At 44.8% G+C, this 25,984-nt stretch carries 29 protein-coding genes and 2 tRNA genes; 19 read left to right on the top strand and 12 right to left on the bottom strand.

From position 1 onward, the window contains the following. Positions 1-33 precede the first annotated feature (33 nt). The 6 genes from VL525_RS22235 (at position 34) to VL525_RS22210 (ending at position 8,486) form a co-directional block, all read left to right on the top strand. Positions 34-870: a ThuA domain-containing protein gene (locus tag VL525_RS22235; RefSeq protein WP_325389865.1), complete on the top strand. Its 837-nt coding sequence runs from the start codon at positions 34-36 to the stop codon at positions 868-870. A 202-nt stretch (positions 871-1,072) separates the two neighbouring features. Continuing rightward, positions 1,073-2,008 carry a sugar phosphate isomerase/epimerase family protein gene (locus VL525_RS22230; RefSeq protein ID WP_325389864.1) on the top strand — a complete coding sequence of 312 codons (936 nt, stop codon included), beginning with the start codon at positions 1,073-1,075 and terminating at the stop codon, positions 2,006-2,008. Between the two features lie 152 nt (positions 2,009-2,160). After that, positions 2,161-3,846, top strand: coding sequence for a GMC family oxidoreductase (locus VL525_RS22225; protein WP_325389862.1), 1,686 nt, complete (start codon positions 2,161-2,163; stop codon positions 3,844-3,846). 157 nt (positions 3,847-4,003) lie between these two features. Further along, entirely contained in the window at positions 4,004-5,839 is a 1,836-nt protein-coding gene (locus VL525_RS22220) for a glycoside hydrolase family 9 protein (RefSeq protein WP_325389860.1), read from the top strand. Between the two features lie 42 nt (positions 5,840-5,881). Further along, positions 5,882-7,159 carry a sugar MFS transporter gene (locus VL525_RS22215; RefSeq protein WP_325389858.1) on the top strand — a complete coding sequence of 426 codons (1,278 nt, stop codon included), beginning with the start codon at positions 5,882-5,884 and terminating at the stop codon, positions 7,157-7,159. Between the two features lie 82 nt (positions 7,160-7,241). Then, positions 7,242-8,486, top strand: a complete 1,245-nt coding sequence (locus tag VL525_RS22210) for a HAMP domain-containing sensor histidine kinase (protein ID WP_325389856.1) — start codon at positions 7,242-7,244, stop codon at positions 8,484-8,486. Here the strand turns inward: VL525_RS22210 and VL525_RS22205 are convergent. Further along, positions 8,476-8,910 carry a secondary thiamine-phosphate synthase enzyme YjbQ gene (locus VL525_RS22205; protein WP_325389854.1) on the bottom strand — a complete coding sequence of 145 codons (435 nt, stop codon included), beginning with the start codon at positions 8,908-8,910 and terminating at the stop codon, positions 8,476-8,478. The genes VL525_RS22210 and VL525_RS22205 overlap by 11 nt on opposite strands. Further along, the gene (locus VL525_RS22200; RefSeq protein WP_325389852.1) at positions 8,910-10,367 is read right to left on the bottom strand and encodes a DUF3943 domain-containing protein; all 1,458 of its coding nucleotides are present in this window, start codon (positions 10,365-10,367) and stop codon (positions 8,910-8,912) included. Before VL525_RS22200 ends, VL525_RS22205 begins: the two co-directional genes overlap by 1 nt. Before the next feature lie 82 nt (positions 10,368-10,449). On the opposite strand from VL525_RS22200, the gene VL525_RS22195 reads away from it, so the two are divergent. After that, a complete protein-coding gene (locus VL525_RS22195) occupies positions 10,450-10,641 on the top strand; it encodes a hypothetical protein (protein WP_325389850.1) in 192 nt (63 codons plus the stop codon). Between the two features lie 22 nt (positions 10,642-10,663). Here VL525_RS22195 and VL525_RS22190 read toward each other — a convergent pair whose 3' ends face one another. Then, the gene (locus VL525_RS22190) at positions 10,664-11,047 is read right to left on the bottom strand and encodes a DUF1801 domain-containing protein (protein ID WP_325389848.1); all 384 of its coding nucleotides are present in this window, start codon (positions 11,045-11,047) and stop codon (positions 10,664-10,666) included. Then, a complete protein-coding gene (locus VL525_RS22185; protein WP_325389846.1) occupies positions 11,034-11,507 on the bottom strand; it encodes a VOC family protein in 474 nt (157 codons plus the stop codon). The genes VL525_RS22190 and VL525_RS22185 overlap by 14 nt, the downstream gene beginning before the upstream one ends. A 35-nt stretch (positions 11,508-11,542) precedes the next feature. Here VL525_RS22185 and VL525_RS22180 point away from each other — a divergent pair, with 35 nt between their 5' ends. Then, the gene (locus tag VL525_RS22180; protein ID WP_325389845.1) at positions 11,543-12,106 is read left to right on the top strand and encodes a DUF5990 family protein; all 564 of its coding nucleotides are present in this window, start codon (positions 11,543-11,545) and stop codon (positions 12,104-12,106) included. 5 nt (positions 12,107-12,111) lie between these two features. Then, a complete protein-coding gene (locus tag VL525_RS22175; protein WP_325389843.1) occupies positions 12,112-12,489 on the top strand; it encodes a VOC family protein in 378 nt (125 codons plus the stop codon). An 11-nt stretch (positions 12,490-12,500) separates the two neighbouring features. Here the strand turns inward: VL525_RS22175 and VL525_RS22170 are convergent, their stop codons facing one another. Next, a complete protein-coding gene (locus VL525_RS22170) occupies positions 12,501-12,926 on the bottom strand; it encodes a hypothetical protein (protein WP_325389841.1) in 426 nt (141 codons plus the stop codon). A gap of 120 nt (positions 12,927-13,046) precedes the next feature. Then, positions 13,047-13,784: an AAA family ATPase gene (locus VL525_RS22165; protein ID WP_325389839.1), complete on the bottom strand. Its 738-nt coding sequence runs from the start codon at positions 13,782-13,784 to the stop codon at positions 13,047-13,049. Between the two features lie 56 nt (positions 13,785-13,840). Between VL525_RS22165 and VL525_RS22160 the strand changes: the two genes are divergently transcribed. The 4 genes from VL525_RS22160 (at position 13,841) to VL525_RS22145 (ending at position 16,335) form a co-directional block, all read left to right on the top strand. Beyond that, positions 13,841-14,206, top strand: a complete 366-nt coding sequence (locus VL525_RS22160) for a glyoxalase (RefSeq protein ID WP_325389837.1) — start codon at positions 13,841-13,843, stop codon at positions 14,204-14,206. A 43-nt stretch (positions 14,207-14,249) separates the two neighbouring features. Further along, positions 14,250-15,164 (top strand): metallophosphoesterase, encoded by a 915-nt coding sequence (locus VL525_RS22155; RefSeq protein WP_325389835.1) that lies wholly within the window; start codon positions 14,250-14,252, stop codon positions 15,162-15,164. A 134-nt stretch (positions 15,165-15,298) separates the two neighbouring features. After that, positions 15,299-15,616 (top strand): hypothetical protein, encoded by a 318-nt coding sequence (locus VL525_RS22150; protein ID WP_325389833.1) that lies wholly within the window; start codon positions 15,299-15,301, stop codon positions 15,614-15,616. Then, positions 15,613-16,335: a hypothetical protein gene (locus tag VL525_RS22145; RefSeq protein WP_325389831.1), complete on the top strand. Its 723-nt coding sequence runs from the start codon at positions 15,613-15,615 to the stop codon at positions 16,333-16,335. Before VL525_RS22150 ends, VL525_RS22145 begins: the two co-directional genes overlap by 4 nt. Before the next feature lie 27 nt (positions 16,336-16,362). On the opposite strand, the gene VL525_RS22140 is transcribed toward VL525_RS22145, so the two are convergent. Then, positions 16,363-16,929 (bottom strand): hypothetical protein, encoded by a 567-nt coding sequence (locus tag VL525_RS22140; protein ID WP_325389829.1) that lies wholly within the window; start codon positions 16,927-16,929, stop codon positions 16,363-16,365. Positions 16,930-17,066: 137 nt separating this feature from the next. On the opposite strand from VL525_RS22140, the gene VL525_RS22135 reads away from it, so the two are divergent. Beyond that, entirely contained in the window at positions 17,067-17,957 is an 891-nt protein-coding gene (locus VL525_RS22135) for a winged helix-turn-helix domain-containing protein (protein ID WP_325389827.1), read from the top strand. Positions 17,958-18,037: 80 nt separating this feature from the next. Here the strand turns inward: VL525_RS22135 and VL525_RS22130 are convergent. Next, positions 18,038-18,121, bottom strand: a tRNA-Leu gene (locus tag VL525_RS22130). Positions 18,122-18,152: 31 nt separating this feature from the next. Further along, positions 18,153-18,680, bottom strand: a complete 528-nt coding sequence (gene hscB / locus VL525_RS22125) for a Fe-S protein assembly co-chaperone HscB (RefSeq protein WP_325389825.1) — start codon at positions 18,678-18,680, stop codon at positions 18,153-18,155. 128 nt (positions 18,681-18,808) lie between these two features. On the opposite strand from hscB, the gene kdsA reads away from it, so the two are divergent. From kdsA to VL525_RS22105, 4 genes are all read left to right on the top strand, one after another. After that, positions 18,809-19,585: a 3-deoxy-8-phosphooctulonate synthase gene (gene kdsA / locus VL525_RS22120; protein ID WP_325389823.1), complete on the top strand. Its 777-nt coding sequence runs from the start codon at positions 18,809-18,811 to the stop codon at positions 19,583-19,585. Positions 19,586-19,677: 92 nt separating this feature from the next. Continuing rightward, positions 19,678-20,613, top strand: a complete 936-nt coding sequence (locus VL525_RS22115; protein WP_325389821.1) for a KpsF/GutQ family sugar-phosphate isomerase — start codon at positions 19,678-19,680, stop codon at positions 20,611-20,613. A gap of 14 nt (positions 20,614-20,627) precedes the next feature. Beyond that, positions 20,628-21,416 carry a helical backbone metal receptor gene (locus VL525_RS22110; protein ID WP_325389819.1) on the top strand — a complete coding sequence of 263 codons (789 nt, stop codon included), beginning with the start codon at positions 20,628-20,630 and terminating at the stop codon, positions 21,414-21,416. A 66-nt stretch (positions 21,417-21,482) separates the two neighbouring features. Next, positions 21,483-21,564 (top strand) — tRNA-Leu (locus tag VL525_RS22105). A 50-nt stretch (positions 21,565-21,614) separates the two neighbouring features. On the opposite strand, the gene VL525_RS22100 is transcribed toward VL525_RS22105, so the two are convergent. The 3 genes from VL525_RS22100 to VL525_RS22090 form a co-directional block, all read right to left on the bottom strand. After that, positions 21,615-22,568 (bottom strand): alpha/beta hydrolase, encoded by a 954-nt coding sequence (locus tag VL525_RS22100; RefSeq protein WP_325389817.1) that lies wholly within the window; start codon positions 22,566-22,568, stop codon positions 21,615-21,617. An 87-nt stretch (positions 22,569-22,655) separates the two neighbouring features. Continuing rightward, the gene (locus tag VL525_RS22095; protein WP_325389815.1) at positions 22,656-23,240 is read right to left on the bottom strand and encodes a TetR/AcrR family transcriptional regulator; all 585 of its coding nucleotides are present in this window, start codon (positions 23,238-23,240) and stop codon (positions 22,656-22,658) included. A 534-nt stretch (positions 23,241-23,774) separates the two neighbouring features. Further along, entirely contained in the window at positions 23,775-24,728 is a 954-nt protein-coding gene (locus VL525_RS22090) for an AraC family transcriptional regulator (RefSeq protein ID WP_325389813.1), read from the bottom strand. A gap of 88 nt (positions 24,729-24,816) precedes the next feature. Between VL525_RS22090 and VL525_RS22085 the strand changes: the two genes are divergently transcribed. Then, positions 24,817-25,947: an NAD(P)/FAD-dependent oxidoreductase gene (locus tag VL525_RS22085; protein WP_325389811.1), complete on the top strand. Its 1,131-nt coding sequence runs from the start codon at positions 24,817-24,819 to the stop codon at positions 25,945-25,947. The last annotated feature ends 37 nt before the right edge of the window (positions 25,948-25,984 follow it).

The raw sequence follows: 25,984 nt of genomic DNA, 5'->3' as shown, positions 1-25,984 counted from the left end.
AGCATAATCACAAACGCCAAACAACCTGATGTCATGACCAAAACCAGCCATACCGTACTGCGCGTTATCGCCTTATGTGCATTTGTATTTTGTTTTTCAAACGGTTTCGCACAAAATGCAAAACATAAAACCTTTCATGTCATTGCGTTCTATCACGAATATCACGACCTGGCGCACATCAGTTTTGTGCACGATGCCAATAAGTTTTTTCCGGAGATGGCTAAGAAATACAACTTCACCTACGATAGCACAAAGGACTGGACCAAACTGAATGCGGAATTTTTATCCAAATACCAGGTTATCCTGTTTTTAGATTCGCGCCCCGAGGACCCCGCGCAACGTAAGGCCTTTCAAACTTATATGAAAAACGGCGGCGGCTGGCTGGGGTTTCATTTTGCGGCGTTTGCATTGACGCCATCCGAATACAATGCTGACTGGGACTGGTACCATAACGAGTTTTTAGGTTCAGGACAATATGTGAGCAATACCTGGCACCCTACATCGGCCATATTAAGGAACGAAGGCGGAGACCACCCGGTAACTAAAGACATGCCGCCGACCATAAAAACCACCCCGAACGAATGGTACCGGTGGGAAAAGGACCTGACCAAAAACCCGGATATTAAAATACTTTTTTCTATCGACTCCAGCAGTTTCCCGCTCGGTAACGGGCCAAAGCAATCAGAAATATGGCACAGTGGTTATTACCCGGTTGTGTGGACCAACAAAAACTATAAGATGGTTTATTTTAACATGGGCCATAACGATATGGATTACGACGGGCATACCAACGCCACGCTGTCGCATACTTTTGACAGCCCTATGGAGGCTAAGCTGATACTGAATGCTTTGATGTGGGTGGCGAAATAGGGATTGGTGATTAGAGATTAGTTAACTGGTGAATAGTTAATTTGTAGTCGGCAGCCAGATTAAAAGAGTTTTTCCTGATCTCTAATCACGGATTAACTAATCTAAACCAACCTAACACTTTTTTTACAATTGCTATTGCGATTTGTAGAAATCAAAAAGTAACTTGGTAAATTAGTTCATTAAACCAACCATTTACCAAATTATGAAGGATCATAATATTTCGCGGCGCCGTTTTATCGGCAGCACCGCTTTGGCCGCAGCAGGCGTTGCGTTTGTGTCAAAATCGTCACTGGCCGCATCATTTTTCCAGGCAAAACCCAATTCAAAGATCAATGGTGTACAGATAGGCGTGATAACCTATTCGTTCAGGAGCATGCCGGGCAGCGCCGAACAGTTGCTGCAATATATCCTGCAATGCAATATCAATGCCATTGAACTGATGGGCGATGCTGCGGAAGCATATGCAGGCATACCAAAACGCGAAAGCGGCGAAGACTGGCCGACGCACTCGAAGAAAGTGGCGGAATGGCGTGCAAGCGTTTCGATGGATAAATTCAAAGAACTGCGTAAAATGTATAATGATGCAGGCGTTACTATTTATGCCTGGAAACCAAACGCATTGGGATCTAAAAATACCGATGCTGAAATAGATTATGCCTTTAATGCGGGCAAAGCGCTGGGTGTTACCCATGTTACGGTGGAACTGCCTACCGATGACGCGCAAACCAAACGCCTTGGAGAATTTGCTGAAAAGCACAAAATTTACGTGGGTTATCACGCCCATACACAAGCCACGCCAACTTTATGGGATACCGCGCTCAGCCAATCGAAGTATAATGCGATCAACCTGGACATCGGCCACTATACCGCCGGTACCAGCAGCAGCCCGGTTGACTTCATATTGAAAAATCACGAACGCATTATGAGTATGCACCTGAAAGACCGTAAATACCATGACGGTCCGAATGCGCCGTGGGGGCAGGGCGATACACCTATTGCCGAGGTGCTTAAGTTGATGAAAAAGAATAAATATAAATTCCCGGCCACTATTGAACTGGAGTACGACATACCGAAAGACTCGGATGCTGTAAAAGAAGTAATGAAATGCAGGGAGTTTGCGGTTAAAGCACTTGCTTAGCCGGTTGGCAGTTAATCAATGACCGCAGCAATAAAACCTGTAAATTACCATTTAACAACTGCCAGCTTTTACAAAGTGTTAACGTGACGCAATGATAGTTGATTGAACAATATTTTTTCTACATTAGTTTATCAAACCAATTATAAAATAAGATGTCAGATACCAATACATACGATGCCATTGTGATCGGCTCCGGAATATCAGGCGGTTGGGCAGCGAAAGAGCTTACGGAAAAGGGCCTCAAGACCATTATGCTGGAACGGGGTAGGGATATAGTACACGTTAAAGATTACGTAAATGCCAACAAGGGCCCATGGGAATTTCCGCACAGGGGAGGGAGAACGGTGCAGATGGAGAAGGACTACCCGGTGCTGAAACGCGATTACCCATTAAACGAAACCAACCTTGATTATTGGGTGAATGAAAAGGAAAGCCCTTATGTAGAGATCAAACGTTTTGATTGGTTTCGTGGCTATCATGTAGGTGGACGATCACTGATGTGGGGCAGGCAAAGCTATCGTTGGGCCGATGTGGATTTTGAAGCTAACTTAAAGGATGGCATCGCAGTAGATTGGCCCATCAGGTATAAAGACCTGGAACCATGGTATAGCTACGTTGAAGGCTTTGCCGGCATATCCGGCAATCGTGACGGGCTCGACATTCTTCCCGACGGCAATTTTATGCCGCCGATGGAAATGAACTGCGTCGAAAAGGATGTGGCAGCAAGGGTGAACAAATATTACAAAGGCTCGAGGCACATGGTTATTGGCCGTACGGCCAATATTACCAAGCCGCTTCCGGGTCGTACCAATTGCCAGTACCGTAATAAATGCTGGTTGGGTTGCCCTTTTGGCGCCTATTTTAGTACACAATCTTCCACCTTGCCGGCCGCTGTTGCAACCGGCAATCTGACGGTGAGACCCTGGTCGATAGTAACAAAAATCCTTTATGATAAAGATACCAAAAAGGCAAAAGGCGTTGAGGTGCTTGATGCTGAAACGAACAAAACCTACGAGTTTTATGCAAAGGTGATTTTCCTGAATGCTTCGACTTTGAATAGTGCGTGGGTATTGATGAACTCTGCGACGGATATCTGGCCTGATGGGTTGGGTAGCAGCAGCGGCGAACTTGGCCACAACCTGATGGACCACCACCTGGGTGTAGGTGCGAGCGGGGTAGTTGAAGGTTACGAGGACAAATATTATTTCGGCCGCAGGGCAAACGGCATTTACATACCACGCTACCGTAATCTGAACGGCGAAAAACGCGATTATATCCGCGGGTTTGGGTACCAGGGGCGTGCTTCGCGCCAGTCGTGGAGCAGGGATATTCCTGAACTTGCAATTGGCGCCGATTTTAAAGACTCGCTGAGCGAACCGGGCCACTGGTCGATGAATATCGGCGGCTTTGGCGAGACGTTGCCATATCACGAAAATAAGGCAACCCTTGATAAGAATACTAAAGATAAATGGGGATTACCAGTGCTGGCTATCGACGCCATTATCCGCGATAATGAACTGAAAATGCGCATTGACATGATGAACGATGCGAAGGAAATGCTGGAAGCGGCAGGGGTGAAGGATGTGAAAACCCGTACCATGGAAGGTGTATTAGGCCGTGGTATCCACGAAATGGGAACAGCACGCATGGGCCGCGACCCGAAAACATCGGTACTGAATGAATGGAACCAGGTTTGGGACGCGAAAAACGTGTTTGTGACCGATGGCGCGGCAATGGTGTCGACCGCCTGCCAGAACCCATCGCTTACTTATATGGCCATGACTGCCCGCGCTGTCGACCACGCCGTTAAGGAGTTGAAAAAGGGAACGCTGGCTTGAGATAGAGTTTAGTTAAAAAAAGGAATGTCATTTCGACGAATTGTCGGGTTAGCGCCGGACAATCAGGAGAGATCTTATACATTTTGCATGGTTCGCCTTGCATGTTCAAGATTTTTCACTATCGTTCGAATGACATTTTTTATTTATTATTATAATCATGATGAATCTCTTACCTAACAAAGTCAAAATATTGTTCGTATGCTTTTTCTTGCCTGGCTTTCTTTTTGCACAATCAGTCAAGATCGTAACCAATCATGTGGGTTATGAATCAGATGAGGCTAAAAAGGCCGTCATCGTGTCGGATGAGAAATTGGCATTTTCATCATTCTCATTGATCGACGCCAAAACTGACCAGCAGGTATTTAGCGGCCAGCCAATATCAACCGGAGGGGTAGATAAATGGAAGCATTGGCAATTCTGGACGATGGATTTCAGCGATTTTGCTATCAAAGGCAACTATAAATTAAGGGTACAAACGCCCAAAGGGTATATTTACTCATACCCGTTCGTTATTGGAAAAAATGTATTGGAGCAGGCTACGCTGTCTGATGTGATCTATTATTTCAAGGGGCAAAGAAGTTCAGGGCTATTGGATAAGGCGGACAGGCATTCTCATTTGCAGGGCCGGCCCGATACCGTGGATGCCCATGGCGGATGGTATGATGCTACCGGCGATTATGGCAAGCATCTCTCGCATCTGACATTTTCATCCTATTTCAATCCGCAGCAAATATCCTTTACAGCCTGGAGCCTGTTCAAAACGTATGAATTGCTAAGCAAACGCCCGGGTACAGACTTTCGCCAGTTCGACAGGCGGCTGCTGGACGAAGCGATGTACGGGGCCGATTACCTTTGCCGTATGCAGGCTAAGGGCGGCGCGTTCTACCGCTCGGTGGGCGCACCCGGCCCGGGGAAATTGCCGCAGGACCGCGCTATTGGCCCGGAAGGGAAAAGTTACCGTATCAAGGTATCGAAAAACGATGATTCGTTTAAAAACCATTCGTTGGATACCAATTGGCGCAGTTACCAGTGCAGTTATCGCTCAGGCGGGGGTGTAGCTATTGCCGCGTTAGCCATGGCTTCAACTTACAAGGTCTCCGGTGATTACACGAATGCCGACTATTTGAAAGCCGCAGAAAATGCCTTTGATTTTCTCGAAAGGAATAATATCGCGATGACAAATGACGGCAAGGAAAACATCCTGGATGATTATTGTGCCCTGATGGCAGCAACCGAATTGTACAAGGCTACCCAAAATGAAACGTATAAAGCCGCTGCCGAAAAAAGGGCGAGCAGCCTAATGGGCAGGTTCGTTTCATGGAAAAACTACAGGGACTACTGGCGTGCCGATGACAAGGACAGGCCATTCTTTCACCCGTCCGATGCCGGTTTGCCGGTTGTAAGTTTGCTCGAATATTACCCTTGCGCTTCGGAAGCGACAAAAAACCGCATCAAAAATTCGGTTAAAAGATCTTTTAAATTTGAGCTGGCAATAACATCAGAAGTAAATAATCCTTTCGGATATAGTCGCCAATTGACGCAGGACACATTGGGGAACCGTAAGAGCGCCTTCTTTTTTCCGCATGGCAGCGATGCTTCGCCCTGGTGGCAGGGAGAAAACGCCCGTTTAAGTTCGATGGCTGCGGCCGCACGAATGGCTGCGCCTTTATTTAACAATAATAAAATATTTCACGATCAGCTGGAACGCTTTGCAACCGACCAGCTGAACTGGATATTGGGGCTTAATCCATTCGATTCGTGCATGCTGGAAGGTGTGGGGCATAATAACCCGGCTTATGGTTTTTTCGGAACGTTTGAATATACTAATGCACCGGGTGGTATTGTCAACGGTATTACTTCAGGGTTGAACGATGAAGACGATATCGATCTTAATTTACCTTATTCCCAAACCGGCAAGGATAACGACTGGCGCTGGGCCGAACAATGGTTGCCACACGCATCGTGGTATATGGTGGCTGTGGCGCTAAGATAATAAACGGATTTTTCGTTATCATTGATAATCTAATTGAAAGCTATGCAGGAATTTACCCCGGTTGTTAATAAATCTCAAAAGCCCGCTATATTTAGCCCGATCGCTATTATTGGCGCGCTTTTTTTCATATTCGGGTTTGTGACCTGGCTCAATTCAGTTTTGGTGCCTTATCTGAAGATCGCCTGCCAGCTAAATAACCTGGAATCGTATTTGGTGGCATCTGCATTTTATATAGCTTACTTAGTTATGGCTGCGCCATCAACCTGGGTGTTGAAAGTGTTTGGGTTCAAAAAGGGCATGGCCATTGGGCTGCTCATTATGGCGGTGGGTGCGGTGATATTTATCCCGGCAGCTTTAACACGCACTTACATGTTTTTTCTCGCCGGCCTTTTCGTGCAGGGCGCCGGTCTTTCAATATTACAAACTGCTTCCAATCCTTATGTGGTGGTTTTAGGCCCAGTTGAAAGCGCGGCTAGGCGAATCAGCATTATGGGTATTTGCAATAAGTTTGCCGGTGCCATAGCGCCTATTGCACTGGGTTCTGTCGCCCTGAAAAACGTTGATCAACTTAAGATCACATTGACGACACTTAGTCCGGCCGGTAAAATTCCGCTGTTAAACGAACTTGCATCGCGTGTTATAGTACCCTATATCTGCATTATGGTGGCGCTGGTCGTGTTGGCGGTACTGATCTACTTTTCAACTTTACCCGAGATCAATACTGAAAAGGAGGATGAAAGCACAGCTTTAGCTAATACCAATAAAACCAGCATTTTCCAATTCCCGCATTTGCTTTTGGGAGTACTGGCCCTTTTCTTGTATGTAGGAGCCGAAGTACTGTCTGCGGATTCTATTATCGGTTATGGGTCGTCGCAGCATATCCTGTTATCGACAGCAAAGTTTTTTGCTACCTGCACTATGATATGTATGATAGCGGGTTATTTCGTGGGCATTTTCTGCATTCCCAAATATTTCAGCCAAAACGCCGCGTTGGTTGTTTCTGCCATATTAGGATTTGTTTTCAGCGTGTTGGCAATTGTTACCAATGGTTATGTATCTGTTTTCTGTATTGCTTTATTAGGGCTTGCCAATGCACTTATGTGGCCTGCTCTTTGGCCTTTAGCTTTGAACGGGTTGGGTAAGTTTACCAAAGTAGGTTCATCGCTGCTGGTGATGGGTATTGCCGGAGGCGCAGTTATCCCTTTGCTTTATGGGCATCTCATCGATGTTTTCACAGCCCGTACAGCTTATGTAATCCTGCTGCCCATCTATCTCTTTATTCTGTATTATGCGGCCTGGGGGCATAAGCTAAGACGATAATTCGATTTGAAAAAAGATGTATTATGCACGTAATCAGGTGCGTAATCATTAATTTTGTCTCGCCCTAACAATAACATCCACTATGACAGATATTACACACAGGGCACTGCCGCATGGCAGTGCTGTTTGCGATTCCATGTGCAATAAGCATACAGCCATAGGTGATCAGCGAAATCTCAGCTTTTTTGGACAAGTGAAGGAGTTCTTTGTTAAAATGTTCAGTACCATCGACTGGCCACCGCGATGGCATTGCGGTACCTGGACCGATTTTCATGGGTGGCTGTATATACTATCGGACCTTTCGATATGGGCGGCATATTTTGCCATTCCTTTCCTGCTTTACAGGATGGTAAAAAAACGAAAAGATATCCCATTTCATACCGTATTCTTTTTATTTATCGCCTTTATTTTGTTGTGCGGTACCACACATTTGTTAGATGCTATTATATTTTGGTGGCCAGCTTACCGCCTGAGTGCGTTTGTCAGGATGCTAACAGGGATCGTTTCTATTTTCACGGTGTATGCTTTGTATAAAATATTGCCAATGGTTTATAACCTGCGGACATTGAGTGACGTGGAGGCCGAAATAACCGAGCGGAAAAAGGCGGAACAGGAGGCCGAAACGCGGCTGATAATGCAACGTGCTGCAGAAGAACTAATGGCCCGGAAAGATGAGTTTATGAGTATTGCCAGCCACGAGTTGAAAACACCGATCACGAGCGTTAAGGCTTCACTGCAAATTATCGAGCGGATGGCAGATAAAAACGAAAACATGCTGGAGGCGGCTCCATTTATTGGCAAGGCGATAAAACAAGTAAACAAACTGACGGAGATAATTCATGATCTTATGGATGTAACCAGGATACAGGGAGGAAAACTTGAACTGGTAAAAACTGATTTCGATCTGATGGAAATGGTTGGCGAAGCGGTGGAACAATGCGCAGTGGATGACAGGCATGAGGTAAATATAGAAGGCGACAAAGTAGTGATGATACATGCCGACCGGAACAGGCTTGAACAGGTTGTATGCAATTTATTGACCAATGCTTTCAAGTACTCGGATGAAAGTAAGCCGGTTACAATTGCCGTTGCCAAACTGCGGGACGGCAGCGTAAAAGTAGAGGTGATAGACCGCGGGATTGGCATCCCAACGAATAAGATCGAACATATTTTTGATCGTTTTTATCGTGTGGATAATTCCTCAAAATATTTTACCGGTATAGGCCTTGGGCTGTATATCTCTTCGGAGATAATTAAGCGGCACAATGGGGAAATAGGTGTTAACAGTACCGAAGGAGAAGGATCAACGTTTTGGTTCATTGTATAGATTTATTCACCCAGGCCGTTATTATAATACTGCGCCGGTGACCGTAATTACGATGCTCGCAGAGGTAAATGCCTTGCCACGTACCGAGAGCCAAACGGCCATTGCGAATAGGAATGCTAACAGAGCTACCCAACAAAGCAGCTTTGAGGTGTGCGGGCATATCATCAGGACCCTCATCATCGTGCAGGTAATCCGGATCGCCTTCGGGCACAGCTTTATTAAAGTACATTTCAAAATCCTGCCTTACTGTAGGGTCGGCATTTTCGTTAATGCAAAGTGATGCCGAAGTGTGTTGAATAAAAATCTGGCACATACCTGTTTTGATCTCGACGACTTGCGGTAAAGCATTTATTACCTCAGTTGTTATTAAATGAAAACCCCGCCTGCGTTCGCGCAGACCGATCTCCTGTTGAAATATCTTCATTATTGTTTTATAATGCTTTTGTTGTAGCCGGTAATAAACCTTACCGACAGGCGAACATAGGGGTATTTTTTATCCGTATCGTCAAAATCAGCATAATTGCCGTGCAAATTGAAATAACCGGCCTCGGCAGCAAGGGAAAATCCATGCAGCAGGGTGTAAATAAATTCATTGGAAATAGCATGCAGGAAGTAATCGGACTTGTTACCGTTCAAGGTTTTCATCCAGCCGCCCCGATAATTAACGCCAAGCGAGATCCTGGAATCGAAACTTACCCTGCCACCGGCATTAACGGCAAAACCCGGGCCATAGTCATAATTACGGCCGTTATAAAGATGAGGATCGGGCACAGCGGCCAAAAGAACTGGCCCTAATCCAAAAGAAGTGTTAAGTACAAACTTGCCGGGAAGGTTGAACTGGGAATACAAATTCATTTTTACACTTTGCGCCCCGAAAAAAAATGCGGCATTATGGTAATAGTCATAATTTGCTGAAAGGATAGCGAGATGTGTATTGTTTTTGCCATATATTTTCCAACCGGTTAACGAGCCATAAACGCTTACGATGTTTAGTTTGGTGCTGTCATCCTGCCCAAATTCGGTAAGGACAGTAATATTGGTAAATGGCACTTTAAAATTTTCGTTAGCATCTCCATATAATAACTTGATACGGCCATACCAGCCAAAATGCCCATTCTGAAAGGGGCTTTTATTGTTCACACTAAAATTCCTTAAGCCTGCGTCAAATTCTACCTGGAGGCGTGAAGAATCATGATCGGTAGAATTGCCGTAGATTTTGCCCCATTTGCCGTCGAGCAGACGGTTGATACCATTTACCGGATTAACCAGCAATGCAAGTACTTCGCTGGCCTGACGCTTAAGTCCGCGCGAACGGTTATTGACAATTTTATTGGACAGGCGGTAGGTCATTTCGCCCAGGATTATTCCCCCAAAGCTGGTATTAATAAAATCATTGGGGGCAGGTGCCTGGTTTTCGGCAGTGGTTTCCCAAATATAACTCCCCACAAAGGCTGCCGGGGCCGACTGCCAGAAGCTGTAGCCATTTGTTCGAAATGTATTGAAAAAATAATTGCCATGATAAGGATGACCGAACTGGTTGGTTTGAAATTCATCGTTATCCCATGCCCAATTGTTAAGGCTCAAATTATGGCCCACCGTTTTGAAAGATATTTTTGCATAATCAGCTTTCCGGATATAACGATCAATTGTCCAGGGAACTATCTCAGCCAGCACCAATTCGGTAGCGGCGCGGCCAAAATGTTTTTTTGGAATATCGGGCTGCAGGTAGTGATAGGAGGAGTCTTTAAGGTGCGTGGGATACGGATTGAAATACCGCTGCGCGCCGCCGTTAAAAGGAAAGGCAAAGGTCATTAAAAGCACGAGGCTTAAATATGCATATAGCTTGAATTCAATTATATAGGACAGAGGATCAGCTTTCATCAACCGGTAATAATTCTTTTATAAAACAACTTTGCAGTAGGATGTTTTAATATACAGGATATAATTATAAATACAAAAGGGAATGAAAGTGCAGCAAAGCGAAAAGGGGAGCGCCGGCATGCAAGGCAAGCCGACTTCGGACAGGGGTTTCTCAAATCACGCAGAAGCCATGAAATCAAGAGGAATAAGTAACGGTGGCGGACAACGACCGGACCAAACCTCGAACCGCGATAATGACAGGAAAATCGCCAATAAGCGACGTTCCATTTTATAATACGGGATAGCCGCTATTGCGGCTATTTTTTTGACATAGCTTTTACCTCATTCTCCTGCATTCTTGCCCTCAAAATTTTCTCTATAAGTGTAACAGGCAACGACGCACCTGGTGGAAAATGAATAGTTGCGCCGGAAAGCTTTATTCCTTTCAGGTCATCCTTCATTTTTTTTACCAGCGGCGGGCTCATAGTATATAAACTGCAGAAATTTTTATTTACCCCAATACCGACGAGCATATAGTGATATTTAAAACACGGCACCTGGTAGCTGATCGATTCGATAACCTGTGGCGCCAGGGCCTTTATAATGGACCGAAGCTGATGCAGCGCCGGCTGAAAAGCTTCGGGCTGCATAGCTATGTATTCGTCAATGGTGTGAGGTGTAACCTCGTTATGCCTGCTCATAAGCCCGCTCTAATTTTGCTATGTCGAATTTAGTCATTTGCATCATAGCCTTCATTACAGAGCTCACCTTTTTAGGGTCCGGATCGTTGAGATACCTACCCATGATATTAGGCACCACCTGCCAGGTAACACCGAATTTATCATCGAGCCAGCCGCACTGATTGGTTTTGCCGCCATCACCCAATTTATCCCAATAATGATCAATTTCCTCCTGTGTTTCGCAATGAATAAAAAAAGATATGGCCGGCGAGAATTTAAATAAAGGTCCGCCGTTAAGCGCTGCGAAACCTACCCCGTTCAATTGAAATTCGACATACATTACATCGCCGGGCGTACCGGGTCCGGCTTCGCCGTATCGGTTTATCCGGGTAACTTTTGAGTCTTTAAATACGGAAAGATAAAAATTCATGGCTTCCTCGGCCTGGTTCTCAAACCAAAGGAAAGGAGTGATCTGTTGCATAATGTTTTCTTTTAAGTTTTTAACTGATGCTTTATATGGTCAAAGATACATGGCGTATACGGCCAGATGTATGGGCTGTTTGCGACATTCGCGGGGGGCGGATGAGGCAGGGTTATTCAGCCTTTTTAAATACCGAAGCTATCCTTAAATTTACGCTCATGAATGATAGTTTGCTTTTGCGTATCGTCCTGACGGACCCGCCGGCAGGTGTTGATTTTGGCCTGCAATCGGGTTCGGGCAACAATTATGAAACCGTACAAAAACAAGTGTCGGGCGGCGGCAACCTGCTGTTTGACTTTCCGGTCATGATAAGAAAAGACAAGAACGGCATTACCGACTTTGCCGGGCCTTTTGTACAGGGCAATAAAGGCGACCGGTTTATTTACCTTGACATTGGTACTTATGCCGGCAACCCGGAATCGGAATGGGGGCGGCGGCTAAAAATTCCGTTAAGAGAGATATCAGAAAGTGTTATTGAAAATGTAAGGTTTGACGATAAACTAATACTGGAAGCAAAGGTGCCAGGAAAGGGAAAGGACGGCGGACCGAACTGTGCGACGGTGAAACCTTTTGCAGGATGGCATCCAATGCCGGTATAGTTATAATGAACACAAAGATAGTACCCGTATTCAAGATTCGCAACCTTAAACAGGCCATGGCGTTTTATACAAAAGTGCTGGATTTTGAATTACCATACGCAGAAGAAGACGCCCATAGCTGGGGAGGTGCCGACCTGGTAAGAGGTGGCGCAGAACTACAACTAACCACTTATGAAAGCGAAAGCCTGTTTGGTTCAGTGGTAAATATTTGGGTGGATGATGTAGATGACCTGTTCCAAAAATATATTGGCCGGGGTCTTGATACATCCCGCAAAAAAGAATCGCCCGTGCACCAGGGGCCGCTTGACCAAACCTGGGGAACACGGGAGTTTTACGTAACCGACAGCGACGGCAACACACTGCGGTTTTGTAAGGTATTGTAATTAACCCTTAATTATTTCCTGGCCGGTTTTGCGGCGCCATTTTTAGCTGCTTTTGGCACAGCAGGTTTTACGGTATTTTTTGGTGCGGGTTCGACCTTTGCAGGGGCGGGTTTTGTAACAGCTGCCTTAGCAAGAGTTTTTTTAGTTGCACGCGCCGGTTTTGACACTTTGGTTGGCTTTGCGGCCGCATCAGGCGCCGCGTTAGCAATTGCTTCTTTAACAGGCGCAGCCTTAACCGGTTTAGAAGCTTCTTTCAAAGCCAAACCCTTAACCAGCTTTTTAGCCAGTTTTTTGGATTCCTTTTCAATGTCGATATGTGTTTTGTCGCCGAGTTCACCTGCTATTGTCGTGAGGAATTTTTCGAGGCGATTTTGAATGGATTCTTTAATCTGTTTTTTGGCGCCTTTTCCCTGTGCCTGAGATTTTTCTTTTTTCATAACGGAGTTTGATGTCAAATGTAAGTTACATAAATATAAATCAAATATTATCTTTATGTTAAGTGTTTTAAACTGTGTCGGTTGGAATAAACATCAGATTAAACAACAAAAGCCGTAAAATCAACTATCTCCCATTAAATGGCGGAGATACGCAGCTGGGTTATCAAGAAACGATTTCGTGAGATAAAAATGCTCAGTATCCTGATAATTTGTTTCGCGCACGCCGGTTTCATCAAACTGATAAACAGTTGCGCCGGGATAACAGATAAGCATGGGCGAATGGGTTGCTATCAGAAATTGGGCGCGGCCGCCGCGGTCAAGCTGGTTCATAACCGACATAAAAGCAAGTATCCGGGCCGGTGACAATGCAGCCTCCGGTTCGTCAAGGATATAGATACCGGATTCAAATTGATTGTTGAACAGGGAAAGGAACGACTCACCATGTGATTGCTGATGCAGCGACCGCCCGCCGTAAGCCTGGTAGATGCGTCCATCCTCAACCGCCAATTCATCAATGTAGGACGCGAAATTGAAAAAGCTTTCGGCCCGCATAAAAAAGCCCTCGGTGATCCTTTTTGGTGTCCAGGACAATTGCAGGTGTGCTGCCAGTGCCGATTCATAACCTTCAAACCGGTAGCCGGTATTCCTGTTATGGTTACGGTTGCCCCCGCGGAGATTGAACCCGCATTGTTCAGCTATACCTTCGAGCATGGTAGATTTACCCGATCCGTTCTCGCCTACAAAAAAAGTAACATTGTTTTTTAAAGTGAGCTGCAGGCCTTTGGCAAGGCTCGGAATATGCTGTACGTAACCGCCATTCTGCATAGGAGGAAGCGATATGCGCGATAAAAATGGCATGTAGCGGGTTTGTTTTTCATAACAAACTTAATACCTATTTTTCATAATTTTAGAAAATGAACCATAACGCTAAATCAATAAGGCCGTTTATCGGCGCAGAGAATTTTGAGCTTTCGCGCAGTTTTTACCGTGACCTGGGGTTTGAGGAGAAAATACTGTTTCCAAACATGTCGCTTTTTAAAAGCGGGGACCTGGGCTTTTACCTGCAGGACGGCTATGTAAAAGATTGGATAGATAACCTGATGGTATTTATGGAGGTAGATGATGTCGACCGTTTTTGGGGTGAACTGGTAGCGCTGGACCTGCCATCGAAATATAAAGGGGCACGGATAACACCCATCAAAAGTTACGATTGGGGCAGGGAATGTTTCGTGCACGACCCATCGGGAGTACTCTGGCACTTTGGGGAGTTTGCAAAGTAGCCGGGCGGTTGTATCAAAATCGTATTAATTACGTTATATTTCCATGCGCGCTGCTTGCTATCTTTTGTCGCTTACAGCACTTCTATTTCCCTCGCTGGCATTCTGCCAGGAAAAAAAGCCGGTTATAGCTTTTGCCAGCGATACACAGGAACCGATGAAGATAGAAAAGTTGTTCCTGAAGGCTGATCATAACCTGGAGGCCACAAGACTTATTTTTGAGGATATTGATCATTTGCGCCCGTCGGCCTTTTTTATCCTGGGCGATGTAGTTTCCCTTGGCAAAAGCAATAAGGCCTGGAAAAACATAGACCGGTATATCCGGCAAACTTCGCAAGACTCAATACCCGTGTATGCGACGCTTGGCAACCACGAGGTAATGTTCAATACTAAAAAAGGGACAAAGAACTTCCAAGTAAGGTTCCCAATGTACAATCCTGCCGGCTATACCGAAGTTGTAGATTCGGTGGCGGTTATACTGCTCAATTCCAATTTTGCGGCGATGACAGAAGAAGAAACCGGTAATCAAAATACATGGTACCAAAATAAACTCAAGGCGCTTGACAACGACCCGGCTATCCGGTTTGTTATTGTCGGCTGCCATCATTCGCCATATACTAACAGCCGTATCGTAAAGCCTTCCGAGCCTGTTCAAAAGAACTTTGTTCCGCCGTTCGTTAGATCTAAAAAGTGCGTACTTTTCCTTTCAGGTCATTCACACAATTTTGAACGCTTTAAGGTTAATGGCAAGGATTTTTTAGTAATCGGTGGCGGTGGCGGGCTGCATCAGCCGCTTAACAGCAATAACGACCGGACGCACGACCTTGCTGAAAACTATAAACCGGCGTTTCATTACCTTGAAGTAAAGCGATTTGGGGATACATTACACATTACATCGCGCGAGCTTCGTGCCGACTTTTCCGGATTTGATAGTGGTTTGAATCTCAGTGTTTCTGAATAGAGGTTTTCCAAATAATAATAAGGCCTTAAAGAATAGCTAAAGAATAAAAAGTTCCACCGACACTTTGAAATGCAAAGTTCTTTATTTTACTTTGTAATACAAAGAACTTTTTAAGCTTCCAGATATTTCATCGTATGAAAGTTTCAAGAACAAAATTCGTAATTATTTTCGTCGTCTCGGCGTTCGTCTTTATTGGTATCACCAACTTACTGTTGCACCCCGTAAACGGCGACTGGTTTGCCGGCACTAATTCGCCAATAGCCTGGCAGCGCACTTTAGCCGGCATTATATATCCTGTCAAAGTTGTTCTGGTTGGGCCACTGGCTCCAATATTAAACGACCCCGACCCGGCGCCCCCGATCCGGGGGCTGGCCTGTGCCTTATACTGGAGTGCCATAGCATTGCTGCTTCATTTTCTCCTGACCCAATTAATTCCCCGAAAAAAAGCATGAGCAGGATTGAAGAAATATACTACGAGGCAAGGGCAGACCTATGGTTTAAGCGGTTTGCCATATTTTGCCGCGTGGCGCTGGCGGCGAGTTTTATACCGGCAGGTTATATCAAGATCATTGGTGAAAGATTTGCCGCCGGCCTGCCCGCCAACAACCCCTTAGGGCATTACTTCGAGGCTTTACACCTGACAGGATATTACTATACCTTTATCGGAATTGCCCAGATCATAACCGCTATATTTCTGCTGATCCCGAGAACTTCACTGCTTGGCGCACTGATGTATTTTCCCTTCGTGCTCAATATTTGCGTGCTTACTTATGCTACCCGCTTTGACGGCACCCGGGGTGTTACGATGATGTTATTGGCAAGCTTGTTTTTATTGGCCTGGGATTATGACCGTTTAAAGCACGTTTTGCCATTTAAGCAGTCTGAAAGTGTTCCTCCTGCATTAAAAAAGCCCCTGGGTAAACGACTGCGGTTTGTGTTTTTTGGCGGCTCTTTTGCAGTCGTGGCCCTTATCATTGCAGGTACTTTCTATCTGTACGAGATAGTGCCGGGTAACTCTGAAGCAGAATGCCGGAACCAATGCGCTTCCAGCAAAAACCCCGCGGCTTGCCAGGTTTTCTGCGATTGCATTTATAAACAAGGTAAACCGCTGGATACTTGTTTAGCAAATTTCGATAAGGCGAAAAATATCCGCATATCCGGCGGGAAGTAACGCCCGTGTGTATTTCATAATTATTACTTAGCAACCGCCTTTGCGTGGGGCGCGTTTGTAAATTATTTTACTATCGCGTTCAACATAGTCGCCGGATACGATTGGATAGGAATACTTGGGCGCGTACGATACGTTATGGCTTCTTATAGTTATCCTGTCGTTAACCTGCAGGGTATGCAATTGCTTAAATTCATTGTTAACGTTCAAAAAATTGCTGTCAAAGTCTTCCAGCCCAAAACTAAGGATATAATCAACGTCGTTGATCTTCACCATCACTCCGAAACCTAATCTTGAGCCTGGCGGAAGAGAAAGAGAAGTTACAACAGCCTCCATATTGGTACTATCCTTAGTGTGCTTCCATATTTTGGCAGCGCCGGCATACACTTTTTTACCTTCGGGAGACGCTTCCCATTCTTTGTACTTTATACCGTCACGGGTAGCCTCCCATTTTTTCAAGGCAGCTTTCCGTTCGGCAGCAGAAAGAGGCTTTGAGATTGATTTTTTAGAAGCTTCATTTTTTACTTCACGATTTGCAAATACCAGTCCGCTTACCACAACCAGCGGTAAGATCAGCACATAAATAATTTTTTTCATGTTTTTTGCAGGTTTAATAGATGACGTAGCTTTATCTCCTTTTAAAGTTTATTCAGCAAAATTACTTTGATATATTTCAGCCTGAAGAACTTAGATTGTAAATAAAATTGTAAACTTTGTAAATAAATTTTATCAATATGTGGAACCGCCTGAATCTACTATCCGGGAAACGCAAATACCTTTGCGGATTAACATTGCTCTTGCTTGGTGGTGCGATCTGCGCGGCTTTCAGTATGACCGGCAATGACGATTTTAATATCGCCAGAAGGGAAATTTTGCTCCGCAACATCGGGCACGAGCTGCTCTTAAAGTCGGGCGATAGTACATCAAGGGTACTCCCTGTAGAAAAGATATCAGAAAATGAATACCAGGTAAGGTTTGAGAAGGAACTTACTTTTCAACCGGATTACCTGGTGAACACTACCAGGCGGCTTTTAGCTAAAGATCCGCTTGCAAACAATTATGTGGTTAACGTTCTGAACGGCGGCAACACAAGTGCAACCTACGGATACGCTATATCCCCAAATAAAAAAGACGATATTGTACCCTGCAGAGGGAGGGTGCAGCCTTCGGCACGTTACCGCATCGATTTCAAATTTAAACCTGCGGATGTAATTGCTGCAAAGAACGGGTATATCCTGGGCAGCCTGCCATTTTTAGCATTTGTTGGCTTTATCTTTTTTAGATCTGTTAAGCTGAGAAGAGTTTTACCTGACGGTCAACATACCAATACCTTCACTTTGGGTTCGGTGCTGTTTGATGCCAAAAATCGGAAGCTCATCATAAATGGAAAGACAATGGAGCTAACCGGTACGGAAACGCGCCTGCTGCATATTTTCGCGTCATCGCCTAACCAGACCATAGAGAGAAGCCGCCTGCAAAAAGAGCTATGGGAAGATGAAGGTGTTATCGTTGGGCGCAGCCTGGATATGTTTATATCAAAACTCAGAAAAAAATTAGATTTTGATCCGAATATCAACATTGTAGTTGTACGCGGCAAAGGATACAGGCTTGACATTAGATGTTAAGATTATAGGAAGTATCTTTATAAACCGATGGCACATGCCTATAAAAAAAAGCTTCAGAAAATCTGAAGCTTTTTTTTCGGTACCCAGAGCCGGGGTCGAACCGGCACGGCCTTGCGACCACAGGTGTTTGAGACCAGCGCGTCTACCGATTCCGCCATCTGGGCCAGTTTTAATATGAACGGTGGATTAATTCGTTCAAAACCGGGCTGCAAATGTATTTAAACTCTCTTTAATCCGCAACAAATATTTTTGGCGATAGTAAATATCCAGTATTTCGTTCAGTCGGCTTTCTTTGGCGGTGTCGTCAAGCGTGTGATAATCAGCGGTTAGCTTATGCAGTTGGGTGCTTATATCGTCATCCACCGCCATTACTTCGTTGTTAATAGTTGCAAGTTGTCCGGCATCATCTACCTCCATCAGGCGCTCGTTAACGTCCATCATCTCCATCAGGAAGTCGGCCGGGAGCTGGGGTTTGGCGCCGTCGACTAATAGTTCGTGCTGGCGAAGGATATACTCCAAACGCTTTGCCGGGTCGGACAGCGTTTGCCAGGCTTTGTTGTTTATGGTGGAAAGCTCCAGTATTTCCTGCTGCTTTTCGCCGGACTCGTTGGCATAAAAATCGGGATGATATTGCTTGCTTAATTCATAAAATTTCTTTTTGAGCGAAGCAACATCGGGATGAAAAGACTCAGGAATATTGTAGAATTCGAAGTAGTTGATCATGATGCAAAGTTAGCTATGCCTCACCTAAATCCTCTCTAAAGGAGGCGACTTTTTATAATAATACTAAATTTGAGCCGCCGTCTACCGGGGAGGGCTTGGGGTGAGGCTAAAAATTACCATCTTTGCACATGAATTTGTTTGAACAGATACGGCAGAAGCCGTTCTTTATATTAGGTCCTTGTGTAATGGAAAACCAGGACCTGCTTTATACCGTGGCCGAAAAAGTGGCTGAAATAGGGCAGAAGTACCCGGTAACCGTGGTATTTAAATCTTCGTTCGATAAGGCTAACCGCACGTCGATACATTCGTACCGCGGGCCGGGCATTGAAAAGGGAATGGAAATGCTGCAAAATGTAAAGGAGCGTTTCGGCTTGCCGGTAATTACGGATATTCACGAACCCGGGCAGGCTGCCATAGCTGCCGAAGTGGTTGATGTTTTGCAGATACCGGCGTTTTTGTGCCGCCAGACCGATCTGCTGGTCGCGGCAGCAAAAACAGGAAAAATAGTAAATGTTAAAAAAGCACAGTTTCTTTCGGGGCAGGACATGTTTTACCCGGCCCAGAAAGTTGTGGAAGCGGGGAACGAGCAGGTAATACTGACCGAGCGCGGTAATATGTACGGTTACAATAACCTGGTAGTTGATTTCAGGAATATTTATGATCTTAAAAAATTTGGGCACCCGGTTTGTATGGATTGCACGCATTCTGTACAGCGGCCCGGCGGTGCCGGAGGCAAAACCGGCGGCGACCGTACTTTTGTGCCCATGATGGCGCTGGCAGCCAAAGCTTTTGGGGCAGACGGTTATTTTATGGAAACACACCCCGACCCAGATAACGCGCTGAGCGACGGGCCTAACATGGTGAAGCTGCATGAACTGGAAGAGGTTATAAAGCCGTTACTTTAGCCCCCTCTAAATCTCCCCCGGTAGGGGAGATTTTTTTAATTAAAAAATGTATTAAAAGCTGCTCTCTACCGGAGAGGGTTTGGGGTGATGCCATGAAGGAAATAGCCAAAAGAGTATTTGATATCGAGATTGAGTCGCTGAAGTATGTGGCGGCATCGCTGGATAATGATTTTACCGGGACAGTAGAAGCTATACTGGAATCGAAAGGAAAGCTGATCGTGGCGGGCGTTGGAAAATCAGGTTTGATCGGCAGAAAGATTGCCGCTACTTTGGCTAGCACGGGTACCCCGAGCTTCTTTTTACACCCCGGCGAGGCTTTTCACGGCGACCTGGGGATGGTGGAGAGTAATGACATCGTGATCCTGATATCTTATTCTGGCGAGACCGATGAGGTACTAAAGATAATCCCGTTCCTGAAATGGAACAATAACAAGATCATCAGTATTACAGGCAACCCAAATTCGACCATAGCTAAAAACAGCGACCATCATCTGAACGTGTGCATTACGCGTGAGGCCTGTCCGCTGGAACTGGCACCGACATCATCTACCACAGCTACTTTGGTTATGGGTGATGCACTGGCGATGGCCCTGATGGAAACCCGGCAGTTTCAGCACGAGGATTTTGCGAGGTTTCATCCAGGGGGCAGCCTGGGCCGCAAATTAGTGGTTAAAGTGAAAGACCTGATGCGCAGGGACAACCTGCCGTTTATTGATAAAAATGCTTCGTTTACGGAGTTGTTGCTGCGGATGTCGGAAGGAAAGCTGGGGTTGGTGATTGTAGGGCACCCGGGCTTAATTGAGGGCGTAGTAACAGACGGCGACCTGCGCCGCGCATTGGTACGTAACCCGGACACGTCACAATTGCATATCCATGAGATGATGACCGCGCACCCGATCATTGTCGATCCGGAGGAATATATCAGCCAGGCCGAAAACCTGATGATCGAGAAGAAGATAGCCACCATACTTGTGGGCTCTGCCGATAAACGCACAATAGCGGGGGTGTACCAGATATATAACGGGTAGTTAAAAGGTTATCCATGCCTATATTTTACGACCAGATGAACAGGGCGGTGGAATTGGCTTCCATTCCCAAAAAGATAATTTCTATCGTCCCTTCTCAAACCGAACTATTGTTTGACCTGGGACTGGATGAGGAGATCACTGGCATTACTAAATTTTGTATTCACCCGGCTGCTACGGTTAAACAAAAAGTAAAGGTAGGTGGAACTAAACAACTTAATATCAGATTAATAAAAGAATTAAATCCTGACCTTATCATTGGCAACAAGGAAGAAAACGAGCAAACTCAAATAGAGGAGCTAATGGAACTTTTCCCGGTGTGGATGAGCGATATAAGTGATCTTGACGGAGCATTGGATATGATTGGAAAAGTGGGAGCGTTGGTTGGCAAAAGCGAGAATGCCGGGCAGTTAAGTAATCAGATCAAACAACAATTCAGCTATATAACCAGTCAACAAATCAATCTGCGTGTGGCTTACCTGATATGGCGCAAACCATACATGGTTGCAGGTAATGGGACGTTTATTGACGATATGCTGCAGAAATGCGGCATGGTAAACGCCTTTACTGCGGAAAGGTATCCGGAAGTAAGTAACGAACAATTGTTGGCTGCTAAGCCGGATGTGGTATTGCTATCGTCGGAACCTTACCCGTTTGGAGATCAACATATCCGGGAGTTTGAGTCCCTTCTCCGAGAGGCCAAAATTAAACTTGTTGACGGTGAAATGTTTTCGTGGTATGGGAGCCGGTTGCTGCGTGCTCCAAAATACTTTAAAGAATTGGTTAACAGCCTTCAAGCGGTGTAATTACAAAAAAAAATCGGTGGAATCATTTTAAATATTATCTTTGCCGACTCTTAAAAATCCTAAGATGCGGAAGTGGCGTAATTGGTAGCCGCACCAGACTTAGGATCTGGCGCTTCACGGCGTGGGGGTTCGAGTCCCTTCTTCCGCACAAATGGGAACGGTTTGAACACCGTTCCCATTTTTGTTTAGCGTTGATTATCAATTATTCAATGCCTTTTTTTGGAGAAAAGAAATAATATAGGCAGCTATCTCGCGGTGATATTCAACCAGGGCGAAATGTCCGCCATTTAATAAATGGATTTCTGCACCCGGTAGATCTTGTCTATAAGCGTTCGCACCGGGTGCTGTGAAAATCGGGTCGTTTTTACCCCAGACAATCAGTGCCGGTGGCTGATGTTCTTTAAAATAACGCTGCCAAACCTGGTATTGAGTTAAATTGTTGTGGTAATCGTAAAACAGCGTTGCCTGGATATCTGCATTACCGGGACGTTGTACATAATAAAAATCCGTTAGATAGGTTTCGGGCGCAATATTGTCAAGATTTGCAGCGCCTTGCGTGTACTGCACTTTAATACCGTCCAATGAAATGATTTGGTGAAGGATATTTGCTACGCCTTTTTCATCGCCGGCCTGCTCCATTTTCATAATTTTATTAAAACCGTCGCCTAATCCAGCTGTGTAAGCATTGGCGTTCTGGATAATCAGCGCATTAATTTTGCCGGGGTACGCAGATGCTATGCGAAATCCAATAGGCCCTCCATAGTCCTGCATGTACAGACTAAATTTCCTGAGGCCTATGGTTTCAATGAAGTGAACCATAATTGCAGCGATGTGATCGAAGCTGTAAACAAAGACGCTGGGATCAGGCTTGCTGCTATTGCCAAAACCGGGATAGTCAGGCGCAATTAAATGATATTTGCCGGCCAGGTCGTTTATTAACCCATCATACATGTGTGAGGTTGAAGGGAATCCATGTAGCAGCAGGATTGCTGGCTTAGCCGGATTACCGGCTTCGCGGTAAAAAATAGTTAGTCCGTCTACTTTAGCGGTCCTGAACTTCAAATCCCCAATTCCTGTTCCGGGTTGAGCTGCCATCGCCCCGCTGCTGAAGCTCAGCACGGCGCAAATCAGTAAAGTTAAATTTGCTTTCATAATGAAATAAATAGTTAAAGAGCAAATGCTCCAAAATATTGCAAATCTATACTATTGGATCAATTGCTCCAAAATTATTTTATTATTTTAAAATGGCAGGAATTTCAGCGCGGAATGGATAATATGATCTATTTCCGCAACGGAAGCGTTGCCTTTGACCATCGCACGCAGACCGGTGGTAATCATCATAAGGTATTGCGCTATTTGAACGCTGTCGGATTCGATTGGCAATTGTTTGCTTTCCCTGGCCTGGTCGGCGGCAGTGCAAAAGGCTTTTTCAAGTCTTAGTTGAATGGCAGCAGTTAATGTAGAAATGGCTGCGTCATGGATACCACTATCAACCGAACTATTGAAAAAAAAACAGCCTTCGTAATCATCTGTAGCAGAAACTTTTTTTGCAGTGCCTTCAAACACCTTTTGTATTTTTTCTTTGAAAGGAAGTTCAGAAATGAGCAAACTTTCAAGTGCTGCAATGTATGTAGCGTTATATTTCTGAAGGCAGGCCAGGTATAGCGTTGTTTTATCACCAAAGCTGTTGAATAAACTGCCGTTACTCATACCTGTGGCCGCAATCAAGTCACGCGATGAGGTGTCAGAAAACCCCTTTTTCCAAAACACCGATAGTGCTTTATCAATTACCGCATCTTCATCGTATTGTCTTGGTCGGGCCATTGTAGTTTTGGAGTGACTGATGCAAAATTATCATTTTTCTGGTAGGTTACAAAATCGTCCATCAGCTTCTGGAATTTGGGATTAACATTGACGAATTAAAAAAAAATCGCAGGGCTTTTGCCAAACCCTGTCTTGACTGGAGTGAAAGAAAGCACCATCTTGCCGGTTCTCTCAGTGCTGCATTGCTTGATAAGATGTTAGCGCTTAATTATATCCGAAAGACAAAAAACTCACGGGTAATTATTATTACGTCAAAAGGGCAACAATATCTATACGACAAATTTAAAGTTTCAGCATAATCGCGATAACGTCGTTTAATATCACTATAATGATATTAAACAAATTATTCATTTTCTAACAGAATATAGCGTAAAGTTTATCGGCAGATATAGAACCGAAAAGAGCTACTTCTCTGTTTCCTTAATTGACTTGATTATCAGTAAGATATCTTCAAGGTGTTCAAATGCAGTTCCGCGTGGTGCGCAACGTATAAAAGCCCCTTTCGGGGCTTTTTGCATACACATCAAGGCGATCTTATATGGCCGAAAATTTTTTGGGCTTAATCCCGATGTGCTTTTCAAACACTCTTGAAAAATGGCTGAGATTGGTAAAGCCCAGCCTGTAACCTACGTCTGAAACAGACAGCTTTTCTTCTTTCAGCAGCCGGGCCGCTTCTTTTAGCCTGAACCCCTGGTAGTAGTTAAAAATGCTGTTGCCAAATACCTGGCTGAATACACGCTTTAGCTTGGTTGGGCTCATGCCGGCATTAACCGCCAATGTTTTGATGACGGGCGGAGTTTCTATATGTTTAAGCATTTGCTCTTTTATCTTGTAAATAATTTGTATATCGCGACTATTTAAAGAGAGCAAATGCTTTTCATCCCGTTTTTCCAATTCCATTAATAATCTGCAGATCAATTCTTCTGCCTTTATCCTTAGGAAAAACATTTCAAAGGTTTCACCTATTGGTTCAGTCACAATTTCATCCACAATTTTTTGTAAAGAAGGATAAACTATTTGCTCGAACAGTAAGGGTTGATTGTTCTGTAACAGGCTTTGTAAAACCGGCGATTTTTCGGGCAGGTCGAAAAGTCCGTTTAAATAACTGGCATCTACTTCAATATTAATAGTGGCGGTGTTTGTATGGATCGAAATAACCTCGTCGGTATTTATCCGGCTTGTCGCGATCAAAACGGAAGGCGTTTCAATTAACTGCCTCCCTGTTGCTTTTTTTAGGAAGATATTTTGAAACTTGAAAAATATCATTTTCCCGCGTGCATTGATATCCGGATTGCTAACAGCCACGTCCTTATGCAGCTTATAATCGCTGATAAGCATACGCATGTGCTCATTAAGAATGAACCCGGCACAATAACCCGTACCAAATTTTTCCGGAATTTTTAACCTGCTGTTTTTTATTTCGGCCCCCATCAAACGGGCAAAACTTAACAGGATATTAGGTACAGTTTGTTTTTTATTGATCTTCATAAAGTCTTTTACGCCTATTTTTAAGTCAAAATTTGCTATTTTATCCCTATCTAAATTATCAATTTTGCATTGTTAACAATTTAAAACGATGTTATTAAAAGATAAGAAAGTGGCCATTATTGGCGGAGGGCCTGTCGGACTGACCATGGCCAGGTTATTACAACAAAAAGGAATAAACGTAACCGTTTACGAACGGGATAAGAGCCCGGAGGCCAGGATATGGGGCGGGACGCTAGACCTGCACAAAAACTCAGGGCAGGAAGCTATGAGAAGGGCAGGATTGCTGGAAAGGTATTTTTCGGCCGCGATACCTATGGGGATCATCATGACTGATGAAAAAGGTGAAGTGATATACACCAAAAAGATAACAACTGGTAACCGGCACGACAACCCGGAGATAAACAGGCACGATTTAAGAAAAATACTGCTTGACAGTGTAACAAACGATACAGTTACCTGGGACAGCAAGTGTACAGGACTGGAAGAACGCCACGGAAAGTGGTTGTTGCACTTTGAAGACAAACCCGATACGACCGCAGATATGGTAATTGGCGCAAATGGCGGGATGTCCCAAATAAGGAACTATGTAGCGGACACTGAAACCGAAGAGACCGGAACTTTTATTATCCAAGGTGATGTGAGCCAGCCTGAACTCAGGTGCCCGGAATTTTATGGGTTATGCGATGGACACAGATTAATGACTGCCTTTGAAGGGAACTTATTGGTTGCAAACCCTTTTAATGGCGGCGTCCTTACCTATGGCGTAATTTTCAGAAAGCCTTTGGAGTGGACTAACGGCAACGGGCCTGACTTTGATAATGCAGAAAAAGTAGCATCGTTTCTTTCAGGCAGATTTAGAAAATGGGACGAAAGTTACAAACAGCTATTCCGGTCGACATCACTTTTTAAGGGTTTGCCGACAAGGAAATTACCATTGGATAAACCATGGAAAAATGACCGCGCCTTGCCGATAACACTTATTGGAGACGCCGCACATCTGATGCCGCCATTTGCCGGCCAGGGTGTAAATACCGGGCTCGTAGATGCATTAATTTTATCCGATAACCTGACCGGGGGGAAATTTGAAACAATCCGGGATGCTATTGGTGACTATGAACAGCAAATGTTTGTTTATGCCAGAGCAGCGCAGCGTGAGTCCAGCCAAAATGAATTAGAAATGCGTTCTCCCTATTTTTCTTTCCAAAAATTTTTCAATTAGCCGGGCGGCGTTCGGATCCCTTTGAAATCGGTTTTAT

It is taken from the genome of Mucilaginibacter sp., assembly GCF_035492695.1.
GTDB lineage: Bacteria > Bacteroidota > Bacteroidia > Sphingobacteriales > Sphingobacteriaceae > Mucilaginibacter.
Note: the sequence above shows the minus strand (reverse complement) of the source record. Positions and strands in the feature narration are given on the sequence as shown.